This window comes from Celeribacter baekdonensis, assembly GCF_900102315.1.
Lineage (GTDB): Bacteria > Pseudomonadota > Alphaproteobacteria > Rhodobacterales > Rhodobacteraceae > Celeribacter > Celeribacter baekdonensis.
Genome location: NZ_FNBL01000003.1, coordinates 373189 through 398339 on the forward strand (window position 1 = coordinate 373189; position 25151 = coordinate 398339).

The window sequence follows — 25151 nt, forward strand, 5'->3', positions numbered from 1 at the left end:
AGCAAGGGGGTAGGGCAAGCATGCAAACCCCTGTTGCCGTCGAACAGGGGTCAGTTTTCATGGCGATTTCCAAGAGTTGATCAGAAAATAGTCTCGAAACTGGTCCAGCTTATTCCGGCCAGGACCGCCCCGATGAGGGCAAAGCCAATATAGGCGGCAAAGACGCGAGGTTTGACCAGTGCCCAGACGGCCACCGCCGCCGGGATGCAGGAAATGCCCCCTGCCACCATGAAAGCCATCGCCGCGCCGGCGGACATGCCCTGAGACAAAAGCCCGGACATCAGGGGCACGGCGGCGTAGCCATTGAGATAGGCGGGTGCGCCGATGGCGGCTCCGATCAGGATCGGGCGCAGACCCGTGCCGCCCATCACCGAGGCGATCATCTCTGCGGGCAAGTACCGGATCATCACCGCCTCAAGCACATAGGCAACCAACATCCATTTGCCGAGAAACATCAGGTTTTCACGAAAATTGCCGCGGAAACTCTCGATGCGCTTGGACTCGGTCCAGACCTTCCAATTTGGCGCGCCTCGCAACGCGGCCGACGCACACCGAGACGGCGCGGCGCGCGGTTTCAAAGGGTCCGCGAACAGCGCGGTGCCGCCCATGAGTTTGACCCCAAAGCCACCCATGAGGCCAATACAGACCGCGGCGAGGGTTTTGGCGATGGCAAAATCGACGCCCAACCCGTTGGCCGTGACAATGAACATGGCCGGGTCCATCAATGGCGAGGCCAACCAAAAGGCCATGACGGCAGAGAGCGGCACGCCAACGGCCAAGGCCCCGGCAATAAAGGGAATGACCTGACAGGAGCAGAACGGCGACACACCACCGACAATCGCGGCCACCACGATCATGCGCAACTCGCGGCCTTCGAAAGCCTTGGACAGCAATGTCTCTGCACCTGAGGCTTTGACATAGGCGGTGGCGAGAATGGCAAACAGCAAAAACGGTGCCGCCGCCCAAAGCGCCTCTGCTGTAAAGCGGATCGTGTCCCACAGCGCCGGCGTGTCGAACAGGGCCACGGCCACAAGGACCAAGCCCGCGAGCAACAGGGCCTTGTCGGTCTTTTTCCACAGCATCGGGAGTTTCGGCGGGGTTTGCGTGAGATCAGTCATGACACTGGTCCTTCATGGCAATGGGCCTCTGGGGTACAGGTGTCTGCGTCGCAATCGGCACAGCATTCGGACAGAAGGGCGGACAAAAGCCCCTCCAACTCATCGTAATCGGCGGCGATGCACACAATAGAGCGCCCGTGGCGCTCTTGTGTCACAAGCTTTGTGGCCGCGAGGATTTTCATGTGATGGGTCAGGGTCGCGCCGGTGATCCCGGTGCGCTCCCCCAGCGTGCCGATGGTCAATCCCTTTGGACCCGCCCGCACCAAAGCGCGCAACACCGTGAGGCGTTGTTCGGAGCCAAGGGCAGCAAAGGTGCTTGCCGCTTCGGCTATGGAAATGTCGTCAGAATGGGGGGCGCTCATGGCGGGGTTTCCTATGCGTATCTGCGATTCATTTTTATAATTCTAGAAATATAAAAATGAGTCAAGTGGTCAAACCCAAACCGATGCGCTAAAATAACCGCATGAGCCTGACCCAAGAGATACGCGCCTGTCGCCTCTGTGCCGATCGGTTTACCGCCACGGCAACTGCCCACACACCGCGCCCTGTGGTGTGGTTTCGCCCCTCTGCGCGCATTTTGATCGCTGGACAGGCACCGGGCGCGCGGGTCCATGACAGCGGGCGGCCCTTTACCGACCCGTCGGGGGACCGGTTGCGCGCATGGCTTGGGCTGGATGAGGAAACGTTTTATGACCGCGACCGCATCGCCATCGTGCCGATGGGGTTTTGTTTCCCCGGTTATGACGCCAAAGGCGCGGATATTCCGCCGCCCAAACTGTGCCGCGAGACATGGCACGATCAGGTGATGACGGCACTGGGCGAAGTGGATCTGATCTTGCCCGTGGGGCTTCATGCGATCCGCTATCATCTTGGGGTGAAAACTGCGTTGACAGAGACAGTGCGCAATTGGCGCGACTGGCGCGATCATGCGCCGCGCGTCTTTCCCTTGCCTCATCCGTCCTGGCGCAATACGGGTTGGCTAAAGAAAAACCCGTGGTTTGAGGCCGAACTTTTGCCCGAGCTGCGCGTCTGCCTTCGGGCCAGCCTCAAGGACCTGCCATGACCGAACACACTGCCTCCGCACAGACCCCCATTGACCGTGCCCATGCCGCGATGCAAGCCGCCCCCGACGACGACACCGCCCGTTTGCGGTTTTTTGAACGGGTCGCGGATGGCGAATGGTTTTTGCTTTTGGACGAAGAACATGACGGCGAAGGTCCGATCACGCCCAAAGTGTTTCCGGTCGAAGAGGACCAATTTGTTCTGGCTTTTGACCGCGAACAGCGCCTTGCGGAGTTCGCTGGCGGCGCACCCTATGCGGCGATGTCCGGGCGGGTGTTGACCGAAATGTTGGCGGGATCTGGCTTTGGCTTGGGGTTGAACCTGTCTGTGGCCCCCTCCGAAATGCTCTTGCCGGGGGCGGCGGTCGATTGGCTGCAGGCCACTCTGGGCAATGCCCCCGCCGAGACCCATGGCAAAGCCGAAGAGATTTTTCCGCCGCATGGCTTGCCAGAGGTTTTGGTCACGGCGCTGGACGCCAAACTGGCGATTGCGGGTGGATTGGCGCGGTTGGTCTACCTGTCAGGCGTGACATACGAGGACGGCGTGCGCTCGCATCTCTTGGCCTTCGTTGATCAAATTCCTGGTTCAGAAGATGTCTTGGCGCGACTTGTGTCCGAGGCGTTGATTTTTTCGGGCGTTGAGGCCGGGGCGCTGGATGTGGCGTTTTTCAAATCTTCCGATCCGCTCTGCGCCGCCTTTGCCCGCTTTGGTCTGCGCTTTGATTTGCTAGAACCCGAACCCTTGCAATCCGGCCCCGCCGCGCCCGGCATGGACCCGAGTGCCCCGCCGAAACTGCGGTGATGTGAGTATTTAAAACGCCACGCCTTTAACCTGAGACAGGGGAAAGGCGTGGCGATGCTGAACATATCAATGGTGTGGGCGTTCCGCCATAAACCCGTGATTCAGGTTTATGGCGGAACGCTTTAGGTCACGGTAAAGGGGGGGCTGGGTGGCTCAGTACCCGGCCGCGCGATCGACCAGATGCACAAACGGTTCACCCGCCTCGCCACGGCGGATGTTTTCGGCGATCACCTCTGAGGCAGTTTGCGCGCGGGTTTCAGCGGCGATATGCGGCGTGACGGTGACGTTGGGGTGGGCCCAATAGGGGTGGTCTTGCGGCAGGGGTTCGGTGCGGAACACGTCCAAAGTGGCGTGACCGATCTGGCCTGCGTCCAAGGCGGTCAGCAGGGCATCATCGTCGATCAAACTGCCACGTCCGGGATTCACGATGCGCGCGCCCTTGGGCAAAAGCGCCAGTGTTTCTGCGTTCAGAGTGTTCTCCGTCTGTGCCGTGTTGGGCAGCAACAGCACGACGATTTCGCCCGTCTTCAACGCCATTTTGAGACCGTCGGGGCCGCTGACACAGGTCAGTCCCGCGATCTGTTTCGGACGCCGCGACCATCCGGTGACGTGAAAGCCAAGGGCGGCCAGCGCTCGCGCGCAGCTCTGTCCAAGTTCGCCCAAGCCCAGCACCGTGACAGGACGATCGCGCGCCAAAGGTGGGGTGATGTGATCCCACGCGCCATTGAGGCCGTGAATGTGGCGGTCCATCCCAAGATGATAGCGCATCACATGCCCGACCACGTAGTCGCGCATCCCCTGCGCGAGGCCAGGGTCGACCATCCGGCAGAGCGGTTGGGTGAGCGTGGAGTTGGGGGCGATTTTTTCGACGCCAGCCCAGAGGCTTAGAACCGCTTTGGTGCGGGTGTAGGGGGTGAAATCACGGAGCGTGTCGTTCGGAGCATAGATGATGTAATCGACCGCATCCGGGCGGGCGCTGCGCGTCAGATCGGCGTCAATCCCCGCCTCTTTGAGCACCTGCTGCAGCACCGTTTCATAGGCGGGCCACGTCCGGTCCGGGGCGGAAAACAACAGGGTGAGCGTCATCTTTTGCCCCTTGGGCGATGGATATGCGCCGATTGGACGATGCCGAACGCGGCCAAAAGCACCAACATCGCCGAGCCGCCATAGGACACGAGTGGCAAGGGCACGCCGACCACGGGGGCAAGCCCCATCACCATCGACATATTGACCGCGAAAAACAGGAAAAACGTCGCTGAGACGCCGATGGTCACCAGCGCACCAAACCGATCTTTGTTGTTCATCGCCGAGACAAGGCAAAACAGGACAATCCCGGCATAGAGTGCCAAAAGGGAGATGCCGCCGATAAAGCCGAACTCTTCGGCCAAGGTGGTAAAGATAAAGTCGGTGTGTTTTTCAGGCAGGAAATTCAACCGGCTCTGCGTGCCCTGCATAAACCCGCGCCCGGTCCAACCACCTGATCCCAAAGCAATTTTCGATTGAGTGATGTGATAGCCCGCCCCCAAAGGATCGGTGGAGGGATCGAGAAACGTATCGATGCGGGCAAATTGGTAATCTTTCAAAAGCTGCCAAGAGGTGCCGCGCGAGGCGAACACAGCGCTGACAAGCCCAACCGCAATGCCCGCGACCGCTGCGAAATACCACCAACTGACGCCGGCGGCGAACATCACGATGGCCCCACCCGCGATCAACAGGATCGAAGTGCCAAGATCGGGCTGATTGAGCACCAAAGCCGTGGGCACAAGGATCAACACGACAGGGATCAAAACCCACAAAGGTTTGGAGACCTTGTCAATGTCGAGCCAATCGTAATAGGCGGCCAACAGCATCACCAGCGAGATTTTCATCAATTCGGAGGGTTGAAGCTTGATCGGGCCAAGATCAATCCATCGCTGTGCGCCCATGCCAACATGGCCGAAAAATTCGACGAAAATCAACAGCATAAAGGAGGCGATATAGGCCAGACCGGCGATGTTGCGCCAAAACCAGATCGGCACCATGCCGATCATCAACATCGCCACCATGCCAAGGGCAAAGCGTTTCATCTGTGGCTCGGCCCAGGGTTGAAACGACCCTCCCGCATTGGAATAGAGCATCAAAAACCCGACCGAGGCGGCGGCGGACAGCAACAGGACCAGCGCCCAGTTGACATAAAGGACTTTTGACAGACCGGTTGGGATGGTTTTGAGGGTGCTTTCAAGATAGCTCATGCACGGCCTCTTGTGGACTCGTCGCCATCGAGGTCGCGCAGGGGCATGGCCTTGAACCGTTCGCGGATGGTGCCACGTTGCGAGCTTGGATAGGCGGCCAAAGGTGGCACCGCACCATGGAGGGCATAGAGCATCAAATCGCGGGCAATCGGGGCCGCGACAGAGGAGCCCCCGCCGCCATGTTCGACCACCACCGAGACAGCATAGCGCGGCGCATTATAGGGTGCGAAGGCGACAAACAGCGCGTGATCGCGTTCGATCCATGGCACGTTATTGTTGTTCACCACGGCGGAGCGGACCTGTGCCGTGCCGGTTTTCCCCGCCATTTTGGTGGTGTCGTCTTCGATGCGCGCAGAAAAGGCGGTGCCACGATTTGAGTTGATCACCTCAAACATGCCCTGACGCACCGAGCGCAACATGTTCTCATTGAGCCCCAAAGGCGCGCCGCCGAGGATGTTTTGCTCGACCCCGTCGATGGATTTGATCATCCGGGGCAAGATCTCGCGGTTGGTCGCCAAACGCGCGGTCATTACGGCAAGCTGCATGGGCGTCGCCAGTACAAATCCCTGGCCAATGGCGGCGTTCAAACTGTCCCCCACCACCCATTCGGCACCACGGTTTTCAAGTTTCCATTGCTTATCGGGCATGAGACCGGAATTGATCCCCGGCAGCGGCAGATCATAGCGCAGGCCAAGTCCAAGTTTGCGGCCCATCTCGGCGATGTTTTCAATGCCTGCACGCTGGGCCATCTCGTAATAATAGACGTCACATGAATGGCGCAGGGAGCCGACCATATTCACATTGCCGTGCCCTGCGCGTTTCCAACAGTGAAAGCGCCGCCCGCCAATCTCAGTGTAACCCATGCAGCGGACCGTGTCTTCGGGCGTGACAACGCCCGCCTCAAGCGCAGCTAGGGCGGTGACCATTTTAAAGGTTGATCCCGGCGGGTAGGCCCCCTGAACCGATTTGGACGGCAAGGGGCGGTGATCGTTTTCCAACAGTTCATTATAGGCGACCGAAGAAATCCCGCGCACGAACAGGTTTGGATCAAAGGCCGGGGTCGATCCGGCGGCCAAAATATCGCCGGTTTCCACATCCATGATCACGGCAGAGGCGCTTTCCCCCGCAAGCCGGGCTTGGGTGAAATTCTGCATATTGTTATCCAGGGTGAGTTGCAGGTTCACCCCCGGCTCACCTTCGTGGCGGTCCAATTCGCGAATGATCCGGCCATAGGCGTTTTGTTCCACCCGCAGCGATCCGGCCTTGCCACGCAAAACATCCTCAAGACGGCTTTCCGCGCCGGATTTGCCAATCTGGAATTTTGGGATGCGGTAAAGCGGGTCGATATTGTCCATTTTCGACAGGTCATAATCGGACACGGGACCGACATAGCCGACCAAATGGGCGAAATCATCGTGCAGCGGATAATGGCGTGACAGGCCGACCTCTGGCGTCACCCCCGGAAGGGCCGGGCCATTGGCGGAGACGGATGAAAACGCTTCCCAACTCAAACGGTCGGCGATGGTCACGGGGGCAGAGGGGCCGGCTTTTTTCAACTCGGCGCGCACCCGCTCTTGTTCCTCAAGCGGCAGGCCGATCAAGCGCTCCAATTCCACCAAGACCTGATCCAATTCGCTGGCGTCCTCTTTGCGGATCACAATGCGAAAGGTCTGTTCGTTTTCGGCAATCACTGCGCCGTTCCGATCATAGATCAATCCGCGTGCAGGGGGCAAAAGCCGGAATTTGACGCGGTTTTCTTCGGCCAAAAGCCGGAATTCATCGGCCTGATCGACCTGCATATAGCGCATTCTGAGGCCAAGAATGCCCATGAAGGCCAATTGGCTGCCGCCCAAAAACAACGCCCGACGCGAGATTTTGCGGGCAGACTGCGCGGTGTCTGCGGGGGAACGTCTCATCGCACATACCTCATCTCATCGGCCTCAGACGGGGTGATCTTGGTCACATTCATCATCGTGACGGACACCAAAACCACAATCGGATAGGCGATCAGCGTTGAAATTTGGCCCAAAATTGTCAGCATGAGAGGCGCTTGATCGACCATGAAGACCGCCAGGACGAGACGGTACAAAAGCGCCATGGCCAGCATCACCCCGGCCACCATCGCCCATTCGACGGCAAAGGGCATGTCGCGCGATGTCGGTTCACGCCGACGCAGAAATTCAAGGCCGATCACAGACAGCGCGGTCCATAGTCCGGGTGGGCGCATAAAGATGAAATCCGCCATAAGCAGGATCGCGGCGAACAAAAAGACCGGAACATAATCCGGACGTCTGAGCACCCATGCGAAGGCAAACGCCAACAAAAGATCCGGTCCCGGCCAATGGCCGTATCCGACTTTAAGAGGCAGAAGATAAAAGAAAAACGCAAGCATGGAGAGGGCGAGAAACCCGGCTCTGTAGCTCCACCGTCGTGTGGTGCGCGGGTCAACCATCGGGATTGGCCTCCGCGTCCTGTGGCAGGGTCGTCAATGGCGCGTCCGGCAGGATCAACCCACCCGGATCGCTGATCTGTTCGCTCTCGTGGGTTCTGAGCACCCGCAGGTAATCCAGACGTTCGTAATCCGCCGCCAAAATCACCCGCAGACGCCGATCCGGGCCCATCGCAACCTGTCCGATCAGCAGATCGGTGGGAAACACGCCGCCATCGCCCGAAGACACGACGCGGTCGCCGGGACGGACAAGTTCGGGGCTTTCGATGAAATCCAAAGGTGGGCGGCTGCTGTTGTCGCCAGACAGGATGGCGCGTTGGCCCGAGGGTTGGATCGTGGCGGGCAGGCGCGAATTGCTGTCGGTCAGCAGGATCACCCTTGAGGTGTTGGTGCCAACGCCCGAAATCCGTCCAACCAGCCCGATCCCGTCCATCGTGGCCCAACCATCGCGGATGCCATCGCGCGACCCGACGTTCAAAAGCACGGATTGCCGAAAGGGCGAACCCGAATCCGCCATCACCACGCCGGTGACATAGGTGTATTTCGGGTCGATCCGCACTTTGTTGAGGTCCAAAAGCTTGGCGTTCTTCTGTTCCAACTGGAGCGCCGCCTCTTTCCACGCCTGCATTTGACGCAGCTCCCGGCGGAGTTCCTGGTTCTGGTCATAGATGCGTTGATAGCTTTGGAAATTCTCGATCATCCCAACGGTTTTGGTCACGGGAACCAAAGCCCATTCGAAAGAAGGCACAAATTTATCAATGAGTTGCGCGCGCATACGCTCAACGCGCGGACTGTCAATCCGCCAGAGGATGAACAGCCCGGCAAGGCACAGCAACAGAATCCCGATCAGCAAACGCCGGATCGGGCGGACATAGTCCTCTGAATTGCCTCTGTCTTTGGCCACGGTTCGCTCCCCACGTCTTCGTCACGGGTCAGCCGGGAAAAAGGATCTGCACGCGGCAGGGCTTAGCTGTCGTAATCAATAACGTGCCGGAGTTGTTTCTCAAATTCCAGCGCTTTACCAGTCCCCAGTGCGACACAATTTAGGGGTTCGTCTGCGACCGAGATCGCCAAACCGGTCTGTTCGCGCAGCGCCAGATCCAAATCGCCCAACAAGGCACCACCGCCGGTCAGCATCACGCCACGGTCGACAATATCGGCGGCAAGATCGGGCGGGGTGGTTTCGAGCGCGGCCATCACGGCCTCGCAAATCTGTTGCACCGGTTCGGCCAAAGCCTCGGCGACCATCGCTTGGTTGATTTCGATCTCTTTCGGCACACCGTTGAGCAAATCCCGCCCCCGGATGACCAAAACCGAGCCACGCCCATCGTCGGGCATCCGCGCGGTGCCGATCGAGGTTTTGATCCGCTCGGCGGTGCCTTCGCCGATCAAAAGGTTCTGTTGGCGGCGCAGATAGGCGATGATGGCGTCATCCATCCGGTCACCGCCGACGCGCACAGAACGCGCATAAACGATGTCACCAAGGGACAGGACGGCCACTTCGGTGGTGCCGCCGCCAATGTCGACCACCATGTTGCCGGTCGGGTCGGTGATTGGCATCCCCGCGCCAATGGCGGCGGCAATCGGTTCGGCAATCAAACCGGCGCGGCGCGCGCCTGCGGACAAAACAGATTGACGGATCGCACGTTTTTCAACGGGGGTGGCGCCATGGGGCACGCAGACGATGATCTTGGGCTTGGAGAAAGTGGTGCGTTTGTGGACTTTGCGGATGAAATGTTTGATCATTTCTTCGGCGGTGTCAAAATCCGCGATCACCCCGTCACGCATGGGGCGAATGGCCTCAATGGAACCGGGTGTCTTGCCAAGCATGTGCTTGGCGTCTTCGCCCACGGCCAAAACCTGTTTGCGGCCATCTTTGACGTGATAGGCGACCACGGAGGGTTCATTCAAAATGATCCCCTTGCCTTTCACATAGACCAGCGTGTTCGCTGTCCCCAAATCGATTGCCATGTCTGAGGAGAAAATCCCGCCAAATCCCGCCATAGTGTCCCTGATGCCCCGTCGTCGTTCAAAAGGAGAGAATCCCCCATGTCGGAGGACTTATAGAACCGTCATAGGCTTTGTAAAAGGGCGTGGTTGCCAGGTGGTGGCGAAGACTCGCCACAGCCGACATAGAGAGGCCCGCCACGCCTCACAGGCGACAGACAGAAATGTTGGTTTTGTCTCAGTTCAATTATTTTTGAAGCATAATTCGGGGTATATGTGCCCGATATGTGCATGTTGACGTCGCGCCGTATTTTTGCGGACGCCGCGCCAGTCTTCGTTACGGGCGGAGCAAAACCTTGCCTTTACGGCCCGGAATCAGGGCGGCTTTGACCGCGTCTTGGATTTCGCTCAGCGGGAAAACCGCCTCTGTGTCGAGGGTCAATTTGCCCTGAGCGGCCAATGACACCAGCTCAACAACGAGAGTGCGACGCTTTTCCGGGTCCATCATTTCGATGACTTTCGCGCCCCAAAAGCCCCTCCCATCCGAGCAAGTCGGTGAGATCTTCGGCCAGATCGCCGCCGACGGAGTCGATGGCCGCGCGTGCCGATAAGCGCCATGGCTTTGGCTTTCCAGTCTGCGTCATTGGAGGAGCAGGGAAGGTTTGGTGCGGGAGTGATCAGAGACCATGGCGCAAACGCGTGCCGGGTATGAAAAGGGGCGCGCCGAAGCACGCCCCAAAGGATCAAGCCATGTGTAGGTGCATTACCCGGCGTCGGTGTATTTCACCGTTTTGACATCCGCATCGGGTGCGGATTTTTCGCGGCGGACCAACAGGCGGTTGAGCGCGTTGACATAGGCTTTGGCCGAGGCCACCACCGTGTCGGTGTCCGCCGATTGCCCGGTGACGATTTTGCCATCTTCCTCCAAACGCACGGACACGGTCGCCTGCGCGTCCGTTCCCTCGGTCACGGCATGCACCTGATAGAGTTGCAGCCGCGCGGTGGTCGGAAACAGCTCTTTGATCGCCTTGAACGTGGCATCGACCGGGCCGTCACCTTCGCAGGTTTTCTGATGCTCGACGCCGTCGATTTCCAAAATCAGATCGGCGGATTGCGGTGCTTGCGTGCCACAGATCACGCGCAGGAATTTCACCTTGATCCGTTCGTTTTGCTCGGCCGCACCAGAGTCGCGCAAGAGCGCGATCAGGTCGTCATCAAACACTTCTTTCTTACGATCGGCGAGGTCTTTGAACCGCACGAACACGTCTTTGAGTTGGTTGTCGGCCAGCGTAAACCCCATCTCATCGAGCTTGGCGCGCAGTGCCGCGCGGCCCGAATGTTTGCCCAAAGGCAGCGACGTGCCCGCCAGACCCACGTCCTGCGGGCGCATGATTTCAAAGGTTTCTTTGTTTTTCAGCATCCCGTCCTGATGGATGCCGCTCTCATGGGCAAAGGCGTTTTTGCCGACGATGGCCTTGTTATATTGCACAGGAAAACCAGACACCTGCGACACGCGGCGCGAGATGTTCATGATCTTGGTGGTGTCGATCCTGGTGCTGTAGGGCATGACGTCGTTGCGCACTTTCAATGCCATGACGACCTCTTCGAGCGCGGTGTTGCCCGCACGTTCGCCCAGACCGTTGATGGTACATTCGATCTGACGCGCCCCGGCCTCCACGGCGGCCAAAGCGTTGGCGGTCGCCATGCCCAGATCGTTGTGGCAATGGGTGGCAAAGATGATTTCATCCGCGCCCGGCACACGCTCCAACAGCATTTTGATGATGTCCGAGCTTTCGCGCGGAATGGTATAGCCGACGGTGTCGGGAATGTTGATCGTGGTCGCCCCCGCTTTGATTGCGATTTCTACGACGCGGCAGAGGTACTCATGCTCGGTGCGGATCGCATCCATTGGGGACCATTGCACATCGTCGGTCAGATTGCGGGCATGGGTCACGGTGTCGTGGATTTTATTGGCCATCTCGTCCATGGACAGCGCGGTGATGTCGCGGTGCAACGGCGAGGTGCCGATAAAGGTATGAATGCGACCGCGTGGCGCGTGTTTCACCGCCTCCCAGCAGCGATCAATGTCATTCGTGCTGGCGCGCGCCAAGCCACAGATCACCGAATTTTTCGCGTTCAGTGCAATGTCGCGCACCGCCTCAAAGTCGCCCTCAGAGGCAATCGGGAACCCGGCTTCGATGATGTCGACGCCCATTTCATCAAGCAGGCCAGCAATCTCGATCTTCTCATTGTGGCTCATGGTGGCGCCCGGGCTTTGTTCGCCGTCGCGCAGGGTGGTGTCAAAAATCAGGACGTGATCCTGTTTGGAAGTCTGGGTCATTTTGAAATCTTTCTTATAGTCCTCAACGCGTTTTGCGAAAAACCTGGCTCACAGATTTTTGGAAAACGCAGTTCAACATTGCAATGTTGCAGGCCTTTTACACTTAATCCGTGTCTCAAATGAATGGCAAAAGGCTTTAGCTGCGTGATCCGGCGCATTTGGTCACCTCTGAGCCTCGCGCCGAAGGCACGCTCAGAGGCAGCTAAGAAGAAGGAGGTCACGACGAAGGCCCGCGCAAAGGCGCAGGGGCTGGGCAGCGATCGCTGAAAGGATATGTGCCTGGTTCGTCATGGGGGCGACTATACGCGCGGTTGCGGCGTTGAAAACCCCCAAAATTGGCTTTTTGCCAAAGGCCGCCAGAACAGGCGAGGGCAACGCATGACAGTGCTTGGCGGATTTGGCTTTTTATTGTATTCAAATTTTTGAATACTAATGCATACAAATCCAGATTGCGCAAAGACTCAGATCAAGTCGGTTCTGTTTAATCGGTGGTACACTGAGTCAAAGACCGGACCCGCGCCCGGATCAAAGTGTTGCGGGAAAACACAAAGGGGAGAATATTATGGCGCATATCGTTGTGCTCGGAGCAGGCCTTGGGGGGACCATTCAGGCCTATGAATTGAAAGAAACTGTGGGGCCAAATGATAGCATCACGGTGATTTCCAACAAAAGCTATTTCCAATTTACGCCCTCAAACCCTTGGGCGGGTGTGGGCTGGCGCAAAAAGAAAGACCTGATCATCGAGCTTGAGCCGGTGATGAGAAAGCGCGGCATCGCGTTTATCTGTGATGGCGCTAAAAAGCTGATCCCGCAAGAAAATAAGATCATTTTGGACAGCGGCAAAGAGGTCACTTACGACTACCTTGTCTTGGCCACCGGTCCTGATCTGGCCTTTGACGAGATCGAGGGCTTTGGCCCCGAAGGCTTCACCCATTCCGTCTGTCATGTCGAACATGCCGAAGTGTCGGGCGACGGTTGGGATGCGTTTTGTGCCAATCCCGGTCCGATTGTCGTCGGCGCGGTTCAGGGGGCGTCCTGCTTTGGGCCAGCCTATGAATATGCCATGACCATCGACACCGATCTGCGCCGCCGCAAGGTCCGCGATCAGGTGCCGATGACCTTTGTCACGCCCGAACCCTACATTGGTCACCTTGGCCTTGGCGGGGTGGGCGACACCAAAGGCATGCTCGAATCCATCATGCGCGAACGCTCAATCCGTTGGATCACCAATGCCAAGGTGAACCGGTTTGAAGAGGGCAAAGTGTTCGTCACCGAACATGACGAGGACGGCAAACCGAAGAAAGAGCATGAATTGTCCTTCAGCTATTCGATGCTTTTACCCGCCTTCCGCGGCATCCCGGCGCTGATGGGGATCGACGGGTTGGTCAACCCGCGCGGCTTTGTTATCGTTGATGAATTTCAGCGCAACCCGACCTTTCCGAACATCTTCGGCATCGGCGTGTGCATCGCGATTGCACCGAAAGAACCGACCGCCGTGCCGACTGGCGTACCAAAAACCGGGTTCATGATCGAATCCATGGTCACCGCCACCGCGCATAACATCCCGCTGGTGATGGCAGGCAAAGAGCCGCAAAAACTCGCGACATGGAACGCGTTGTGCTTGGCCGATTTTGGCGATGGCGGCGCGGCGTTTTTGGCGATGCCGCAAAACCCACCGCGCAACGTCAACTGGGCGGCGTCTGGCAAATGGGTGCATTGGGCCAAGCTGGGCTTTGAATGGTATTTCATGCGCAAAGTCCGCAAAGGCGTCTCAGAGCCGTTCTATGAGCGGATGGTGATGAAAATGCTGAAAGTGAACAAGCTCAAGAACTGATGTTTGCCTTCTCTTAAGGCTGGCCCCTTCCGATCCGCATCGGGAGGGGTTTTCTTTTGGCCAAATCGCGCCATCTTTAACGCATGTTTAAAAATGCACTCATCCTGGGGGCCGCGGGCGGGATTGGCGGCGCGTTGGTCGCAACACTCACCGCACAGGGCACTCCGGTCACCGCCCTCGCGCGCAGCCGCGATGGGTTTGATGTCACTGATCCGGCCTCTGTTGCGGATCATCTTGGGGCTCTCAAAGGCCCGTTTGACCTGATCATACTCGCAACCGGAAAACTCGATGGGGCAGGGCAACCGCCCGAGAAATCTCTGAAAGCGCTCAGTGCCGAGGCCATGGTGGATCAATTCGCCACCAATGCCATCGGTCCGGCATTGGTGCTGCGCGAGCTGCCGCGGCTTTTGCCAAAGGACGCGCCCTCGACAGTGGCCGTCTTGACCGCACGGGTCGGCTCGATTTCCGACAATCATCTGGGCGGTTGGTACAGTTACCGTGCGGCGAAAGCGGCGGCGAACCAAGTGATCCGCACTGCCGCGATCGAGATTGCGCGCAGCCATAAACAGGCCTGTTTGATCGCCTATCACCCCGGCACCGTGGCCTCCGATTTCACCAAAGACTATGCACGTGATAAGCTCCCGCCCGAGGCGGCAGCGGCACATTGCCTTTGCCTAATGTCCCGCCTGAGTGCGGCTCAAACGGGACGGTTTTATGACTGGAAGGGCGACGAAGTGCCTTGGTGAGTTACTCAGACGCAGGCGTTTCAGCCGGGGTGTCCTCGGTGTCAGGCGTCGTGGCAGGCGTGTCCTCAGACACCAAAGCGCCATCGACCCAATCGCCCGAAACGGTGCGACCATCGGCATAGGTGATCGTGCCGCGCCCGTTGGATTTTCCGGCCACAAACAGCCCCTCATAGACATCGCCATTGGCATAGGTCGCCACACCGCGCCCCTGAATTTCACCGCCCGCCCATTCGCCGGTATAGGTAAACCCTGAGGGCATGGTGATCGTGCCCATGCCTTCGCGTTTGCCCGCAACGTAATCGCCCTCATAGATCGTGCCATCGGCATAGGTGGCGCGGCCTTTGCCCTGGCGCTGACCCTCGACCCAATCACCCTCATACACAAAGCCATCGACATAGGTCATTTTGCCCGTGCCGTGGTTTTGCGCGTTCTTGAATGTGCCCTCATAGACAAGCCCATTGGCATAGCGCGCCACACCGTCGCCGTCGATCACGCCATATTGCCACTGACCTTCATAGGTCGTGCCATTGGGATAGGTGATTTTGCCGGTGCCATGCGACAGGTCATCGAGGAAATCGCCAACGTAAACAGAGCCATCCGGGTAGGTCACCTGACCCTTGCCCTCAATGCGCCCGTCGATCCATTGGCCGGTGTAAAGATAACCGTCCGAGCCGGTGAACACGCCCTGGCCGTGGCGTTTGTCATCGTCGAAATCACCCTCATAGACATCGCCATTGGCATAGGTCACGCGGCCTTTGCCCTGACGTTTGCCACCAACCAGATCGCCAACGTAAACATCGCCGTTGGGCTGGGTGATCGTGCCGGTGCCATTGCATTGGTTTTCAACCCAGTCGCAATCCAGGATCAGCCCGTCTTGGGTGGTCAAAACGCCTTTGCCATGGCGGGTGTCGCGCGACATTTCGCCCTCATAGGTGGCGCCTTCGGGATAGGCGATTTTGCCCCGGCCTTCTTTGGCTCCATTGACCCAACCGCCCTCGTAGACATAGCCGGAGGGGCTTTCCATCCGGCCCTGACCATGCAGCTTTGCGACCAAAAATCCGCCCTCGTATTTCACGCCATTGGCATAGACCGCAACGCCCGATCCCGTGGCCTCGCCATTGACCCAATCGCCCTCATAGGTGCCGCCATCGGCATAGGTGATTTTGCCAAACCCGTGTGGTTTGCCTTTCTCGAACGCGCCCTCATAGACCGATCCGTCGGTGAACCGCGCGATGCCTTGGCCTTTGATTTCGCCCTTCACCCATTCGCCGGTGTACTCATAGCCATTGGGCAGGCGATAGGTGCCAACGCCATCTTGTTGGCCATCGGTAAAGGTGCCCTCATAGACACCGCCCTCGTCAAATTGGTGGGTGACCACTTTGCCATTGTCCTGGGCGAGAGCCGTCATGGGACTCCATAGGGGCATCCATGCCACCAAAGCCATCAGACTTGTCAGGCCCATCCGGGGGCGCGCGAAACGCTTGCGTGTCACTATGTTGTCCTCATCCCAGTCATGCTGGTCCGTCATATGGGTGGTGGTCCATGGGCCGATCGCCGCACAGCCCTGCGCGCCAAGCCGTTTACTTCAACTCTCGCCGCGCGGTCACGCGCAGCCTAAGGATAAGCGCTGGCCTCTTCAAATGTTTTTGCCCCAATCGGCTTTCCCTTGCCGGTCTTTCTGCTAAACCCAAGGTCAAGGCCAGCGGGTCCGGCCCAAAGGCATGGCCCAACGGCACGCAGAGACAGGATCCGTGAGTATGACCGAGACATTCCGCCTGAGCATGGCGCAACTCAACCCCACCGTGGGCGCGATCGCCGCCAATGCCGACAAAGTGCGCACAGCTTATGCCGAGGCGAAAGCCGCCAAGGCGGATATGATCGCCTTTCCCGAGTTGTTCCTGATCGGCTATCAGCCGCAGGATTTGGTGATGAAACCGATCCTTGTGAACACTGCCATGGCGATGATGGAAGAGCTCGCCGCGCTCACGCTCGATGGTCCGGCCATCGGTCTTGGCGCGCCTTATGCCTATGGTGATGCGCTTTATAATGGCTATTGGATTTTGGCCGAGGGTCGCGTCAAACAGGTTTTGCGCAAACATCACCTGCCGAATTTCAATGTGTTTGACGAAAAACGCCTGTTTGCCGAGGGTCCGATTGAGGGGCCTTACGCGATCAACCTGTTGCGCATCGGCTCGCCGATTTGCGAAGACGCGTGGCATGAAGATGTGGCGGAGGCGCAGGTCGAAAGTGGGGCGCAAATCCTGTTGGTGCCCAATGGTTCGCCCTATTTTCGCAACAAATTCGATATTCGCCTGACCCATATGGTGTCTCGTGTCACCGAAAACGATGTGCCGCTGGTCTATCTCAATATGGTCGGCGGGCAGGACGATCAGGTGTTCGATGGGGGCTCTTTCGTGCTCAATCGCCACGGCCGCCCGGCGCATATCCTGCCGGTGTTTGACGAATGTCTCCGCCATGTCGATTTCACCCTGACCGACGGAAAATGGGTCGCCGAAGAGGGCGAGATTGCCCATCATCCCGACGCGTGGGACCAAGATTACCGGGTCATGGTTGAGGCGCTGCGCGATTACCTTGGCAAGACCGGGTTTAAAAAGGTGATTTTGGGCCTGTCTGGCGGGATTGACAGCGCGATTGTTGCCACCATCGCCACGGATGCCATCGGCGCCGAAAACGTCCATTGCGTGATGCTGCCGTCCGAATACACCTCGCAAGGCTCGCTTGAGGATGCCAAAGACATCGCCACGCGGCTGGGCTGTCGCTATGATTTAGTGCCAATCAAAGCCGGGCGGGACGCGATCACCGACACGCTTGCGCCGATCTTTGGCGATCTGCCGTTTGACACCACCGAAGAGAACATTCAATCGCGTCTGCGTGGGCTTTTGCTCATGGCGATGTCCAACAAGTTTGGATCTATGTTGTTGACCACAGGCAATAAATCCGAAGTCGCCGTGGGCTATTGCACGATTTATGGCGACATGAATGGCGGCTATAATCCAATCAAAGACCTGTATAAAACCCGGGTGTTTGAGCAATGCCGTTGGCGCAATGCCAATCACCGGCCTTGGATGAAAGGCCCCGAAGGCGAGGTCATCCCGGTGGCGATCATCGACAAACCGCCCTCAGCCGAGTTGCGCCCCGATCAGCGCGATGACGACAGCCTGCCGCCCTATGAGATCCTGGACGCCATCCTTGAAGGGCTGGTGGATCACGAGGAATCGGTGGCCGATCTGGTGGCCAAGGGCTTTGCGCGCGAGACGGTGAAACGGGTCGAGCACCTGCTCTATATTTCCGAGTATAAACGCTTTCAATCCGCCCCCGGTCCGCGCCTGACGCTCAAGGCGTTTTGGCTTGATCGGCGCTATCCGATTGCCAATGGCTGGCGTGATCCGAGTTAAACCGTTTCGACGAAAACCTGAGACAGGTTTGAATGGAAACGTCGTGCCACATATCAAGGGTGCGCGCGGCGGGGCCAAAACCCGTGAAGAAGGATTTTTGCCCCGCCGCTTTAAGGTGGATTAAGCCTTTACGCCCACCGCCTCAACGCCTATGACCGCGACTTTCTGATTGAGGAGCGCGTCATGGATCTCACCGTTGGTCTCGATTTTGGCACGTCCAACTCCGCCGTGGGCGTGGCGGTGAATGGGCAGCCGTGGCTGGTCGAACTTGAGCCCGGTGAAAAGACTCTGCCGACGGCGGTGTTTTTTGATCCGAAAGGCGGGATGCGGCTTGGCTCTGCCGCCAACCGTGCGCTGATTGACGGCGAAGAGGGGCGTTATATGCGGGCGCTCAAATCCGTGCTGGGCACGCCTTTGCTGCGCGAAACCCGGCCCATTGGCGGCAAACGACAGAGCCTTTTGGATGTGATCGCGCTGTTCCTGCGTGACTTGCGGTTGCGCACCGAAGATCAACTCCGGAACCCGGTCACGGGCGTCGTTTCGGGCCGTCCGGTGCATTTTCATTCCCGCGATGCCGCGATGGACGCACAGGCCGAACGCGACCTGCGCGAGGCCTATACCATGGCCGGATTTTCCGACATTCGCTTTCTGCCCGAACCCGAAGCGGCGGCGCTTTCTGCGCGCGATCTGGCGGCGGGAGAGATCGGTTTGGTGGTGGACATCGGCGGCGGCACGTCCGATTTCACCCTGTTTCGCAAAGCGAATGGCCGCGCCGAGGTTCTTGCGTCTCACGGTATCCGACTGGGCGGCACGCATTTTGACCGTGCGCTCAGCCTGCGCCACGCCATGCCTTTGCTCGGCGCCGGCACCGAAGTGCGTCGCGCCTTGGCGGAGGGGCGTTTGCCCGTGCCCGCGAGCCTGTTCAACGATCTGGCGAGTTGGCAGAAAATCCCGTTTCTCTACACCCGCGACACCCTGTCTCTGGCCCGCGATCTGGCGCGTCACGCGGTTGAGCCGCAAAAACTGGCGCGCCTGATTGAGGTGCTTGAGGCGGAGCTCGGCCATGACATCGCCTTTGCCGTGGAAGCGGCCAAGATCGTGGCCAATGGCGGTAAGGAGGCGGCGGTGAACCTGTCGCTGGTGGAAAAGGGCCTGTCCGCGCCCTTGACGCCTGCCGATTTGGCGGCTTGTTTGGCGGGCAATCGCGCCGAATTGTCAGAGGCGATCCGTGACACGCTGGCGCTGGCGGGGCTTTCGCCGGAGGCGATTGGCGCGGTGGTTTATGTCGGTGGGTCGAGTTTGATGGATGTGGTGGCGCGCGCGACCGAAGAGGTGCTGCCACAGGCGCGCGCCTTGCGTGGCGACGCTTTCACCGCCGTGATCGACGGGCTGGCTTTGGCCTCATCCGAGGCACGGGAAGGCGTTTAAACCGCGCCTAAAGCGTCACGCCATAAACCCATGATTCAGGTTTATGGCGGAACGCTTTAGACCTCAACCAACACACAGCCGGGCAAAAGCCGCGCCACATCCTGCGCCGAACAGAGCTGCGTGCCCGCCGTCAGCACCGCAGCCGAGGCCGCAGCCGTGCCAAAACAGAGCGCCTCCTGAAATGTGTCGCCCCGCGTCAAGGCCATGGAAAACGCGCCGACAAAACTGTCGCCCGCCCCCACGGCAGAGACAACATCCGCCGGATCAATGGCGCGCGAGGCGTGCCAGCGGCCCGTCGCATTGGCCAAGGTCGACCCGTCCGATCCGCGCGCCACGATGACATTTTCGGCCACGCCGCGCTCGACCAGGGTCTGCGCGAAATCGGCGGTGTCTGCGCGGGTTGGCAACGCGCGCCCGGCGAGGTCTTCGGCCTCCACATCATCCATCCGCAACACATAGGGATTGGCCGGATGTTTGACCAATTCATGCAAGGGCGCCCCCGAGGTGTCGACAAAAAGCTGAATGCCATGGGCCGAGAGGCGCCGGGAGAGGCGCGCGGTATAATCAATCGGCACGCCGGGAGGTTGCGAGCCGGACAGCACAACGATCCCGCCAACGGTGGCCGCCGATGCGATGGCGTTGAGCGATTCGTCCACCATGTCGTGGTTCCAATAGGGGCCGGGCATGACAAAGCGGTATTGTTCGCCGGTGGATTGGTCGGTGATCGCCATGGATTGCCGGGTCGCGCCGCCGGAGACCGAAAAGGCGGTAAAGCGCACGCCTTCTTCGGCCAAAAGCCGCAACAAAAGCGCACCTGTATCGCCACCAACGGCAGTAAACGCCGTGCTTTCCCCGCCCAAAAACCGGATCGCGCGCGACACATTGATGCCGCCGCCACCGGGGTCCGCCTCAGGTGTTGAACAGCGCAATTTGGGGCCGGGGGTCACAGAGGCGGCACTGGTGGACAGGTCCACAGTTGGGTTGAGTGTGATCGTGAGGATCTGTGCCATCTGCGTCTCCAATGCTGGGTGAGTCACATTTTACATCACTCTATGCGTGGTAGCGTTAACATCTTTGATGCAGGTCACGAACAACGATTTTTCTTCAATTTTTCCGCAAGCTGCGCGCAACAATTAAGCGGAAAGTAATCTGTGGGCGTCAGAAAGCGGCAAGGCGTGCGATGCATGTTTTGATTTTTAGTTTTAAGGAGATGCAAATGGTTCCTGCGGCAACTGACCCGCGCTGGCAGCGCGTTTTGACCTCGGATGGTGATCTTTCCAGTGCCAGCCTTGCGACAAAAATTCTGATCACCCGTTTGCGGCGCGAGGTGCGCAATGCCCCCGCCGCAATTCAGGAAAAAATTGGCGAACTGCGCGCCTATTTTGAGAAAAACGCCTTTGCCCAAGCCGATTTTGCGGCATTTTGAGAGGATAACGACATGAAGAACTCCATGATGTCTGTGGCGGATGCCACGCGTAAAATCAATGAGGGTGCGGTGCTGCTTTTGGCGGGGTCGCAAGAGGCTTTGTCGCAACTGCCGAAAGGCAAATGGATTGGCGGCACCTCGGTCTATTTCGTGACCGAAGAGGGTGGCAAAGTGGATCGCGAAAATGTCTTCGTGACCGAACTTGACCAAGCCACCGATGCGCGCGCTGTAATTTATGCCGGGGATGATCTCGCCAACCTGTCGATGAACCGCTTTGACAACGGCTTGTCGATGATTTTGATCCCGGCTTTCTCTCAGGCGCATTCTGAATTTGCCATCAAGGGCGCGGAATTTCCGGGGATTTTCGACCAGCCGCTTTTGGGCTGGATCACCGGTGTGCATCTGGATGATCTTGGCTCCACCACGCCAAAAATCTTTGACGGCGCAACCGGCGCGTCCTTTGAAGAGGGGGCCGCGGTGCTTCATGTCGAAATGCCTGCGGGTTACGTCGCCGATATTGGCATTCTGAACCTGTTCCAACCCGATACAGAGGCGGATCTCATCACCTTCTCGGAGAACGGTTTCGGCGCGAAAACCGCGTCTGTGAATGGCCAGATCGTTGATTTTGCAGCCTATTTGACGCAAAAAGGCATCGACACGAAGCTGCCTCTGGTGGCCAATTACGCCGGCGCTATGGTCAATGTGTCTTTCCAGACGGTGGATGCAGAAAAAGGCGTGGCCTTTTATGCGCCGGTTGTCGCCGGGGCGGAATATCACATTGCCAAGCCGACGGGTGATTATGCGGCCAGTTTCGCCGCAAAAGTTGAAGGCGACGGGGCCAATGAATTGTCCTGCAACTGTATCCTCAATTATCTCTACGGAGACCTTGAGGGCAAAACCACGGGCACGTTTACCGGGCCCGCGACCTTTGGCGAAATCGCCTATATCCTGCTCAACCAGACGATGGTGCGCGTCGGCGTTCATCCCGTGGCACAAAGCGCTGTGGCCTGAGCTTACATCAAAAACGGCCGCACAGATGTCTGTGCGGCCGTTTTCTGTCCAGACTCCGTAGGAGATCAGCCCTCGATCATGGTCTGATAGGACGCCGGGACATAGTCAAACCCGCCATCGCGCGCCGCGACATAGCCAAGCGCCGGGAAGGGCATGTGATAGCCGATAAACGGCACGCGATCCGTGGCCATCATGTCCAACATGTTGCGCCGGGTTTGCGCGGCCATGGATTTATCGGCGTCATAGAGCACCTCCCAGTCGGGGTGGGCCAATGAATAGACATAGTGATTGGCGAAATCGGCCCCCAAAATCAGGCGTTCGCCGTCACTCTCGACGTGAAAGGCCAAATGGCCCGGTGTGTGGCCAAAGGCCTCCATTGCAGTGATGCCAGAGGCAACAGTTGATCCCTCTTTCATCAGCTCGAACTGATCTTGGATCGGGCGGATTTTGGCCTCAAACCCGTCATTGCCGGACATGTCCCAATAGTCCATTTCAACCTCACCTGTGGAATAGGAGGTATTGGCAAAGGTCGGCGCGCCCTCATAGATGCCGCCAATATGATCACCATGCATATGGGTGATCACCACACGGTCGATTTGATCGGCGGTGTAACCCGCCGCCTCAATCGCGGCAATTGTGCCTGCGGGCGACAGGCCGGTGTCAAACAAGATCACCTCTGAGCCGGTGTTGATCAGGGTCGGCGTGAAAAAGAATTGCGCCGCATCTGTCGGGATAAAATTGGCCTCCGAGGCCGCTTTGAACTCTTCGTCACTGGCGTTGAGGCCAAAGATTTTATGGGGCTCTGGTACGGTGCGGGTCCCGGCCAACAAGGTGGTGACTTCGAACGCGCCCAGTTTAAAGCGACGATAGCGGGCGAGGCTTGCGCCCATCATAGGCGCGTCGGCACGGGCAGAAAAGGGCAGGGCAGAGGCCAAGGGTGTGGCCGCAGCGGCCAAAAGCAGATGGCGGCGAGACAGATAGGGTGTGGTCGTCATAGCGTCCTCCCGGAACAGGTTTCTCGTGTTGGAAACGGGTTTCGTGAAGGCAAAGATAGCACGGTTTGGGCAAAGCCAAACATCATATCACGCGGTCGTGAGCGGGATCAGTCCCACTCCCACCATTTGTCTATCGACGCGATGTCTTCGTCTGACCAGCCAAAATGATGCGCCAATTCATGCACGGTCACATGGGCCACCATTTGCTGCAATGTCACATTGCCGCGCGCCGCCCATTCGTCCAAAATGGGCCGACGAAACAGCCAGATTGTATCGGGCGCGGTTGTCTGATCCATACTGGATTTTTCGGTCATCGGGATGCCAGTATAAAGCCCGGTCAATTCAAACGGGTCCTCGATGCCAATTTCGGCCAACAAATCCTCGGGCGCGAAATCCATCACTGCCAGACCCAATTGCAAGGCCAGCACTTTGAACGCGGGCGGCAGGGCGGCCATGGTGGCGCGGGCGATGTCTTCGATCTGATCAAGGTCGGGGGCGATGGCCGCAAGCGGGGGCAGAGATGGCACGTCTGTCATGGGGCTTTCCTTTGCGGCTTTCTCACATCTGAACACAGGTTGCGATATGGACTCTTTGCCTGCGATATGAAAGAGGGAGCGCAACAGGAGTTCGAAAATGATCGTCACACGTTTCGCCCCGTCTCCCACGGGTTTCATCCATGTCGGCAACCTGCGCACAGCGTTGTTCAACTACCTCATCACGCGCAAAGCCGGGGGGCAGTTTATCCTGCGTCTCGACGACACGGATCAGGAACGGTCGAAACAGGAATATGCCGACGGGATCCAAGAGGATCTCGAATGGCTGGGCTTCACATGGGATCGGTTTGAAAAACAATCCGAGCGCATCGAACGCTACGAGGCGGCCGCACAGGAGTTGCGCGACAAGGGGCGGTTTTATGAGGCGTTTGAAACGCCGACCGAACTGGATCTGAAGCGCAAGAAATTGCTCAATATGGGCAAGCCGCCGGTCTATGATCGCACCGCGCTAACCCTCTCAGAGGACGAAAAAGCCAAGCTACGCGCCGAGCGTGGCAATGGCCATTGGCGGTTTAAGTTGGTCCAGGAGCGGATCAATTGGACTGATGGCATTCTTGGCGATATTTCGATTGATGCGGGCTCAGTCTCCGATCCGGTGCTGATCCGCGGTGACGGGCAGTTCCTTTATACGCTGGCGTCTGTCTGTGATGACGTCGATTTTGGCGTCACCCATATCGTGCGCGGCTCGGATCACGTCACCAACACGGCAACGCAAATTCAGATCATCGAAGCCTTGGGCGGCACTGTGCCGAGCTTTGCGCATCATTCGCTTTTGACGGGCCCGCACGGCGAGGCGCTTTCAAAACGTCTTGGTACGCTGAGCCTGCGTGATCTGCGTGCTCAAGGTGTTGAACCGATGGCGCTTTTGTCGCTGATGGCGCGGATTGGGTCGAGCCAGCCGGTTGAGGTGCGCACCTCCATGGAGGAGCTGATCGAGGGCTTTGATCTGTCGACCTTTGGCTCTGCGCCGACGAAATTCGACGTGCAGGACCTGTTCGCCCTGACCGCCCAAGTCAATCACGCCCGTCCTTTTGCGGATGTGGCCGATGAGGTGGCCGCCCTTGGCGTGCCTGCCGAGATTGCTGAGCCGTTCTGGACCGTGGTGCGCGAAAACATCACCGTCAAAGCCGACATGAAGGGTTGGTGGGAGCTGTTCCGCGATGGTGCGACGCCGCTGATTGACGATGAGGACAAAGAGTTTATCCCCGCCGCCTACGCGCTTTTGCCCGAACCGCCCTATACAAGCGAGACGTGGAAAGAGTGGACCAGTGCCGTCAAAGAGGCGACGGGGCGTAAGGGCAAGGGCCTGTTCATGCCGCTGCGCAAAGCTGTGACGGGCATGGAACGCGGGCCGGACATGTCCCATGTCATGCCGTTGATGCAAAAAAAGCCAATGCTTTAAGCGCCGCTTTTGAGAGAGACAAACCGCCGCCGGGAGAACCGCGCGGCGGTTTTTTTACGTCATGTTTCCGATAGGAAACTTCCCCTCTTGCGCCGAATCCACGGCTCGCATATCGTCGCGTTCAATCGCACGTTGGGAGAACGGGAGACCCGCAGGTCAAACCCGTACCGAAGGAGCAACCGCCCCGGTAAACTCTCAGGTAAACGGACCTTCGTGCGCGCAAAACTCTGGAGAGAGGTGCCTGTTTGCAAAGAGGGCATCCGCCGAAGGGATAACGATCTCAGGCGCACAAGACAGAGGGGGCATCGGGCGGGCGTAGACCCGTCAAGGTGCCGGGCGTCATCGACCCTTCGGCTTTATCTTAGGCGCAGACCCTTAGGCGCAATGGCG

At 58.6% G+C, this 25151-nt stretch carries 23 protein-coding genes and 1 riboswitch; of the genes, 9 read left to right on the forward strand and 14 right to left on the reverse strand.

Translation table 11 applies throughout. The features are described from left to right. Positions 1 to 80: 80 nt before the first annotated feature. On the reverse strand, positions 81 to 1118 hold the full coding sequence (locus BLT54_RS08360; protein WP_074643409.1) for a permease: 1038 nt from the start codon (positions 1116 to 1118) through the stop codon (positions 81 to 83). After that, the gene (locus BLT54_RS08365) at positions 1115 to 1480 is read right to left on the reverse strand and encodes an ArsR/SmtB family transcription factor (RefSeq protein WP_074643412.1); all 366 of its coding nucleotides are present in this window, start codon (positions 1478 to 1480) and stop codon (positions 1115 to 1117) included. Before BLT54_RS08365 ends, BLT54_RS08360 begins: the two co-directional genes overlap by 4 nt. A 101-nt stretch (positions 1481 to 1581) precedes the next feature. Between BLT54_RS08365 and BLT54_RS08370 the strand changes: the two genes are divergently transcribed. Continuing rightward, positions 1582 to 2181 carry a uracil-DNA glycosylase family protein gene (locus tag BLT54_RS08370; RefSeq protein WP_074643414.1) on the forward strand — a complete coding sequence of 200 codons (600 nt, stop codon included), beginning with the start codon at positions 1582 to 1584 and terminating at the stop codon, positions 2179 to 2181. Beyond that, positions 2178 to 2981, forward strand: coding sequence for a hypothetical protein (locus tag BLT54_RS08375; RefSeq protein ID WP_074643417.1), 804 nt, complete (start codon positions 2178 to 2180; stop codon positions 2979 to 2981). Before BLT54_RS08370 ends, BLT54_RS08375 begins: the two co-directional genes overlap by 4 nt. Positions 2982 to 3134: 153 nt before the next feature. Here the strand turns inward: BLT54_RS08375 and BLT54_RS08380 are convergent, their stop codons facing one another. The 8 genes from BLT54_RS08380 to BLT54_RS08410 form a co-directional block, all read right to left on the reverse strand. Continuing rightward, positions 3135 to 4067, reverse strand: coding sequence for a 2-hydroxyacid dehydrogenase (locus BLT54_RS08380; RefSeq protein WP_074643420.1), 933 nt, complete (start codon positions 4065 to 4067; stop codon positions 3135 to 3137). Further along, positions 4064 to 5212: a rod shape-determining protein RodA gene (rodA, locus tag BLT54_RS08385; RefSeq protein ID WP_074643423.1), complete on the reverse strand. Its 1149-nt coding sequence runs from the start codon at positions 5210 to 5212 to the stop codon at positions 4064 to 4066. The genes BLT54_RS08380 and rodA overlap by 4 nt, the downstream gene beginning before the upstream one ends. Beyond that, entirely contained in the window at positions 5209 to 7128 is a 1920-nt protein-coding gene (gene mrdA, locus BLT54_RS08390) for a penicillin-binding protein 2 (protein ID WP_074643426.1), read from the reverse strand. The genes rodA and mrdA overlap by 4 nt, the downstream gene beginning before the upstream one ends. Further along, a complete protein-coding gene (locus tag BLT54_RS08395; protein ID WP_074643429.1) occupies positions 7125 to 7664 on the reverse strand; it encodes a rod shape-determining protein MreD in 540 nt (179 codons plus the stop codon). The genes mrdA and BLT54_RS08395 overlap by 4 nt, the downstream gene beginning before the upstream one ends. Next, positions 7657 to 8565, reverse strand: a complete 909-nt coding sequence (mreC, locus tag BLT54_RS08400) for a rod shape-determining protein MreC (protein ID WP_074643431.1) — start codon at positions 8563 to 8565, stop codon at positions 7657 to 7659. The genes BLT54_RS08395 and mreC overlap by 8 nt, the downstream gene beginning before the upstream one ends. 62 nt (positions 8566 to 8627) lie before the next feature. Continuing rightward, on the reverse strand, positions 8628 to 9665 hold the full coding sequence (locus BLT54_RS08405) for a rod shape-determining protein (protein ID WP_009573877.1): 1038 nt from the start codon (positions 9663 to 9665) through the stop codon (positions 8628 to 8630). A gap of 280 nt (positions 9666 to 9945) precedes the next feature. Then, positions 9946 to 10116 carry a hypothetical protein gene (locus BLT54_RS22535; protein WP_176832851.1) on the reverse strand — a complete coding sequence of 57 codons (171 nt, stop codon included), beginning with the start codon at positions 10114 to 10116 and terminating at the stop codon, positions 9946 to 9948. A gap of 255 nt (positions 10117 to 10371) precedes the next feature. Continuing rightward, on the reverse strand, positions 10372 to 11949 hold the full coding sequence (locus BLT54_RS08410; RefSeq protein ID WP_074643434.1) for a 2-isopropylmalate synthase: 1578 nt from the start codon (positions 11947 to 11949) through the stop codon (positions 10372 to 10374). Positions 11950 to 12511: 562 nt separating this feature from the next. Here BLT54_RS08410 and BLT54_RS08415 point away from each other — a divergent pair. Both BLT54_RS08415 and BLT54_RS08420 read left to right on the forward strand, forming a co-directional pair. Further along, on the forward strand, positions 12512 to 13783 hold the full coding sequence (locus BLT54_RS08415; protein WP_074643437.1) for an NAD(P)/FAD-dependent oxidoreductase: 1272 nt from the start codon (positions 12512 to 12514) through the stop codon (positions 13781 to 13783). Between the two features lie 83 nt (positions 13784 to 13866). Next, positions 13867 to 14529 carry an SDR family NAD(P)-dependent oxidoreductase gene (locus BLT54_RS08420; protein WP_074643440.1) on the forward strand — a complete coding sequence of 221 codons (663 nt, stop codon included), beginning with the start codon at positions 13867 to 13869 and terminating at the stop codon, positions 14527 to 14529. 1 nt (position 14530) lies between these two features. On the opposite strand, the gene BLT54_RS08425 is transcribed toward BLT54_RS08420, so the two are convergent. Next, positions 14531 to 15973: an MORN repeat-containing protein gene (locus tag BLT54_RS08425; RefSeq protein WP_425429329.1), complete on the reverse strand. Its 1443-nt coding sequence runs from the start codon at positions 15971 to 15973 to the stop codon at positions 14531 to 14533. A 313-nt stretch (positions 15974 to 16286) separates the two neighbouring features. Between BLT54_RS08425 and BLT54_RS08430 the strand changes: the two genes are divergently transcribed. After that, positions 16287 to 17945: an NAD+ synthase gene (locus BLT54_RS08430; RefSeq protein WP_074643443.1), complete on the forward strand. Its 1659-nt coding sequence runs from the start codon at positions 16287 to 16289 to the stop codon at positions 17943 to 17945. A gap of 183 nt (positions 17946 to 18128) precedes the next feature. Then, on the forward strand, positions 18129 to 19373 hold the full coding sequence (locus tag BLT54_RS08435; RefSeq protein WP_074643446.1) for an Hsp70 family protein: 1245 nt from the start codon (positions 18129 to 18131) through the stop codon (positions 19371 to 19373). Positions 19374 to 19429: 56 nt separating this feature from the next. On the opposite strand, the gene BLT54_RS08440 is transcribed toward BLT54_RS08435, so the two are convergent. Next, a complete protein-coding gene (locus tag BLT54_RS08440) occupies positions 19430 to 20383 on the reverse strand; it encodes a 1-phosphofructokinase family hexose kinase (RefSeq protein ID WP_074643449.1) in 954 nt (317 codons plus the stop codon). 206 nt (positions 20384 to 20589) lie between these two features. On the opposite strand from BLT54_RS08440, the gene BLT54_RS08445 reads away from it, so the two are divergent. Next, positions 20590 to 20799, forward strand: a complete 210-nt coding sequence (locus BLT54_RS08445; protein WP_009573868.1) for a hypothetical protein — start codon at positions 20590 to 20592, stop codon at positions 20797 to 20799. A gap of 12 nt (positions 20800 to 20811) precedes the next feature. Then, a complete protein-coding gene (locus BLT54_RS08450; protein WP_074643452.1) occupies positions 20812 to 21810 on the forward strand; it encodes a DUF6976 family protein in 999 nt (332 codons plus the stop codon). A gap of 65 nt (positions 21811 to 21875) precedes the next feature. Here BLT54_RS08450 and BLT54_RS08455 read toward each other — a convergent pair whose 3' ends face one another. Together BLT54_RS08455 and BLT54_RS08460 are read right to left on the reverse strand one after the other, a co-directional pair. Next, positions 21876 to 22805: an MBL fold metallo-hydrolase gene (locus BLT54_RS08455; protein ID WP_074643455.1), complete on the reverse strand. Its 930-nt coding sequence runs from the start codon at positions 22803 to 22805 to the stop codon at positions 21876 to 21878. Positions 22806 to 22912: 107 nt separating this feature from the next. Next, a complete protein-coding gene (locus BLT54_RS08460) occupies positions 22913 to 23341 on the reverse strand; it encodes a metallopeptidase family protein (RefSeq protein ID WP_074643458.1) in 429 nt (142 codons plus the stop codon). Between the two features lie 97 nt (positions 23342 to 23438). Here BLT54_RS08460 and gltX point away from each other — a divergent pair, with 97 nt between their 5' ends. Next, positions 23439 to 24761, forward strand: a complete 1323-nt coding sequence (gene gltX, locus BLT54_RS08465; RefSeq protein WP_074643461.1) for a glutamate--tRNA ligase — start codon at positions 23439 to 23441, stop codon at positions 24759 to 24761. Between the two features lie 125 nt (positions 24762 to 24886). After that, positions 24887 to 24982, forward strand: a riboswitch (glycine riboswitch). The last annotated feature ends 169 nt before the right edge of the window (positions 24983 to 25151 follow it).

Bases quoted from the DNA above. Each gene is read 5' to 3' on its own strand.
- BLT54_RS08360 (WP_074643409.1), bottom strand. From the start codon at position 1,118: ATGACTGATCTCACGCAAACCCCGCCGAAACTCCCGATGCTGTGGAAA.
- BLT54_RS08365 (WP_074643412.1), bottom strand. From the start codon at position 1,480: ATGAGCGCCCCCCATTCTGACGACATTTCCATAGCCGAAGCGGCAAGC.
- BLT54_RS08370 (WP_074643414.1), top strand. From the start codon at position 1,582: ATGAGCCTGACCCAAGAGATACGCGCCTGTCGCCTCTGTGCCGATCGG.
- BLT54_RS08375 (WP_074643417.1), top strand. From the start codon at position 2,178: ATGACCGAACACACTGCCTCCGCACAGACCCCCATTGACCGTGCCCAT.
- BLT54_RS08380 (WP_074643420.1), bottom strand. From the start codon at position 4,067: ATGACGCTCACCCTGTTGTTTTCCGCCCCGGACCGGACGTGGCCCGCC.
- rodA (WP_074643423.1), bottom strand. From the start codon at position 5,212: ATGAGCTATCTTGAAAGCACCCTCAAAACCATCCCAACCGGTCTGTCA.
- mrdA (WP_074643426.1), bottom strand. From the start codon at position 7,128: ATGAGACGTTCCCCCGCAGACACCGCGCAGTCTGCCCGCAAAATCTCG.
- BLT54_RS08395 (WP_074643429.1), bottom strand. From the start codon at position 7,664: ATGGTTGACCCGCGCACCACACGACGGTGGAGCTACAGAGCCGGGTTT.
- BLT54_RS08405 (WP_009573877.1), bottom strand. From the start codon at position 9,665: ATGGCGGGATTTGGCGGGATTTTCTCCTCAGACATGGCAATCGATTTG.
- BLT54_RS22535 (WP_176832851.1), bottom strand. From the start codon at position 10,116: ATGATGGACCCGGAAAAGCGTCGCACTCTCGTTGTTGAGCTGGTGTCA.
- BLT54_RS08410 (WP_074643434.1), bottom strand. From the start codon at position 11,949: ATGACCCAGACTTCCAAACAGGATCACGTCCTGATTTTTGACACCACC.
- BLT54_RS08415 (WP_074643437.1), top strand. From the start codon at position 12,512: ATGGCGCATATCGTTGTGCTCGGAGCAGGCCTTGGGGGGACCATTCAG.
- BLT54_RS08420 (WP_074643440.1), top strand. From the start codon at position 13,867: ATGTTTAAAAATGCACTCATCCTGGGGGCCGCGGGCGGGATTGGCGGC.
- BLT54_RS08425 (WP_425429329.1), bottom strand. From the start codon at position 15,973: ATGGCTTTGGTGGCATGGATGCCCCTATGGAGTCCCATGACGGCTCTC.
- BLT54_RS08430 (WP_074643443.1), top strand. From the start codon at position 16,287: ATGACCGAGACATTCCGCCTGAGCATGGCGCAACTCAACCCCACCGTG.
- BLT54_RS08435 (WP_074643446.1), top strand. From the start codon at position 18,129: ATGGATCTCACCGTTGGTCTCGATTTTGGCACGTCCAACTCCGCCGTG.
- BLT54_RS08440 (WP_074643449.1), bottom strand. From the start codon at position 20,383: ATGGCACAGATCCTCACGATCACACTCAACCCAACTGTGGACCTGTCC.
- BLT54_RS08445 (WP_009573868.1), top strand. From the start codon at position 20,590: ATGGTTCCTGCGGCAACTGACCCGCGCTGGCAGCGCGTTTTGACCTCG.
- BLT54_RS08450 (WP_074643452.1), top strand. From the start codon at position 20,812: ATGAAGAACTCCATGATGTCTGTGGCGGATGCCACGCGTAAAATCAAT.
- BLT54_RS08455 (WP_074643455.1), bottom strand. From the start codon at position 22,805: ATGACGACCACACCCTATCTGTCTCGCCGCCATCTGCTTTTGGCCGCT.
- BLT54_RS08460 (WP_074643458.1), bottom strand. From the start codon at position 23,341: ATGACAGACGTGCCATCTCTGCCCCCGCTTGCGGCCATCGCCCCCGAC.
- gltX (WP_074643461.1), top strand. From the start codon at position 23,439: ATGATCGTCACACGTTTCGCCCCGTCTCCCACGGGTTTCATCCATGTC.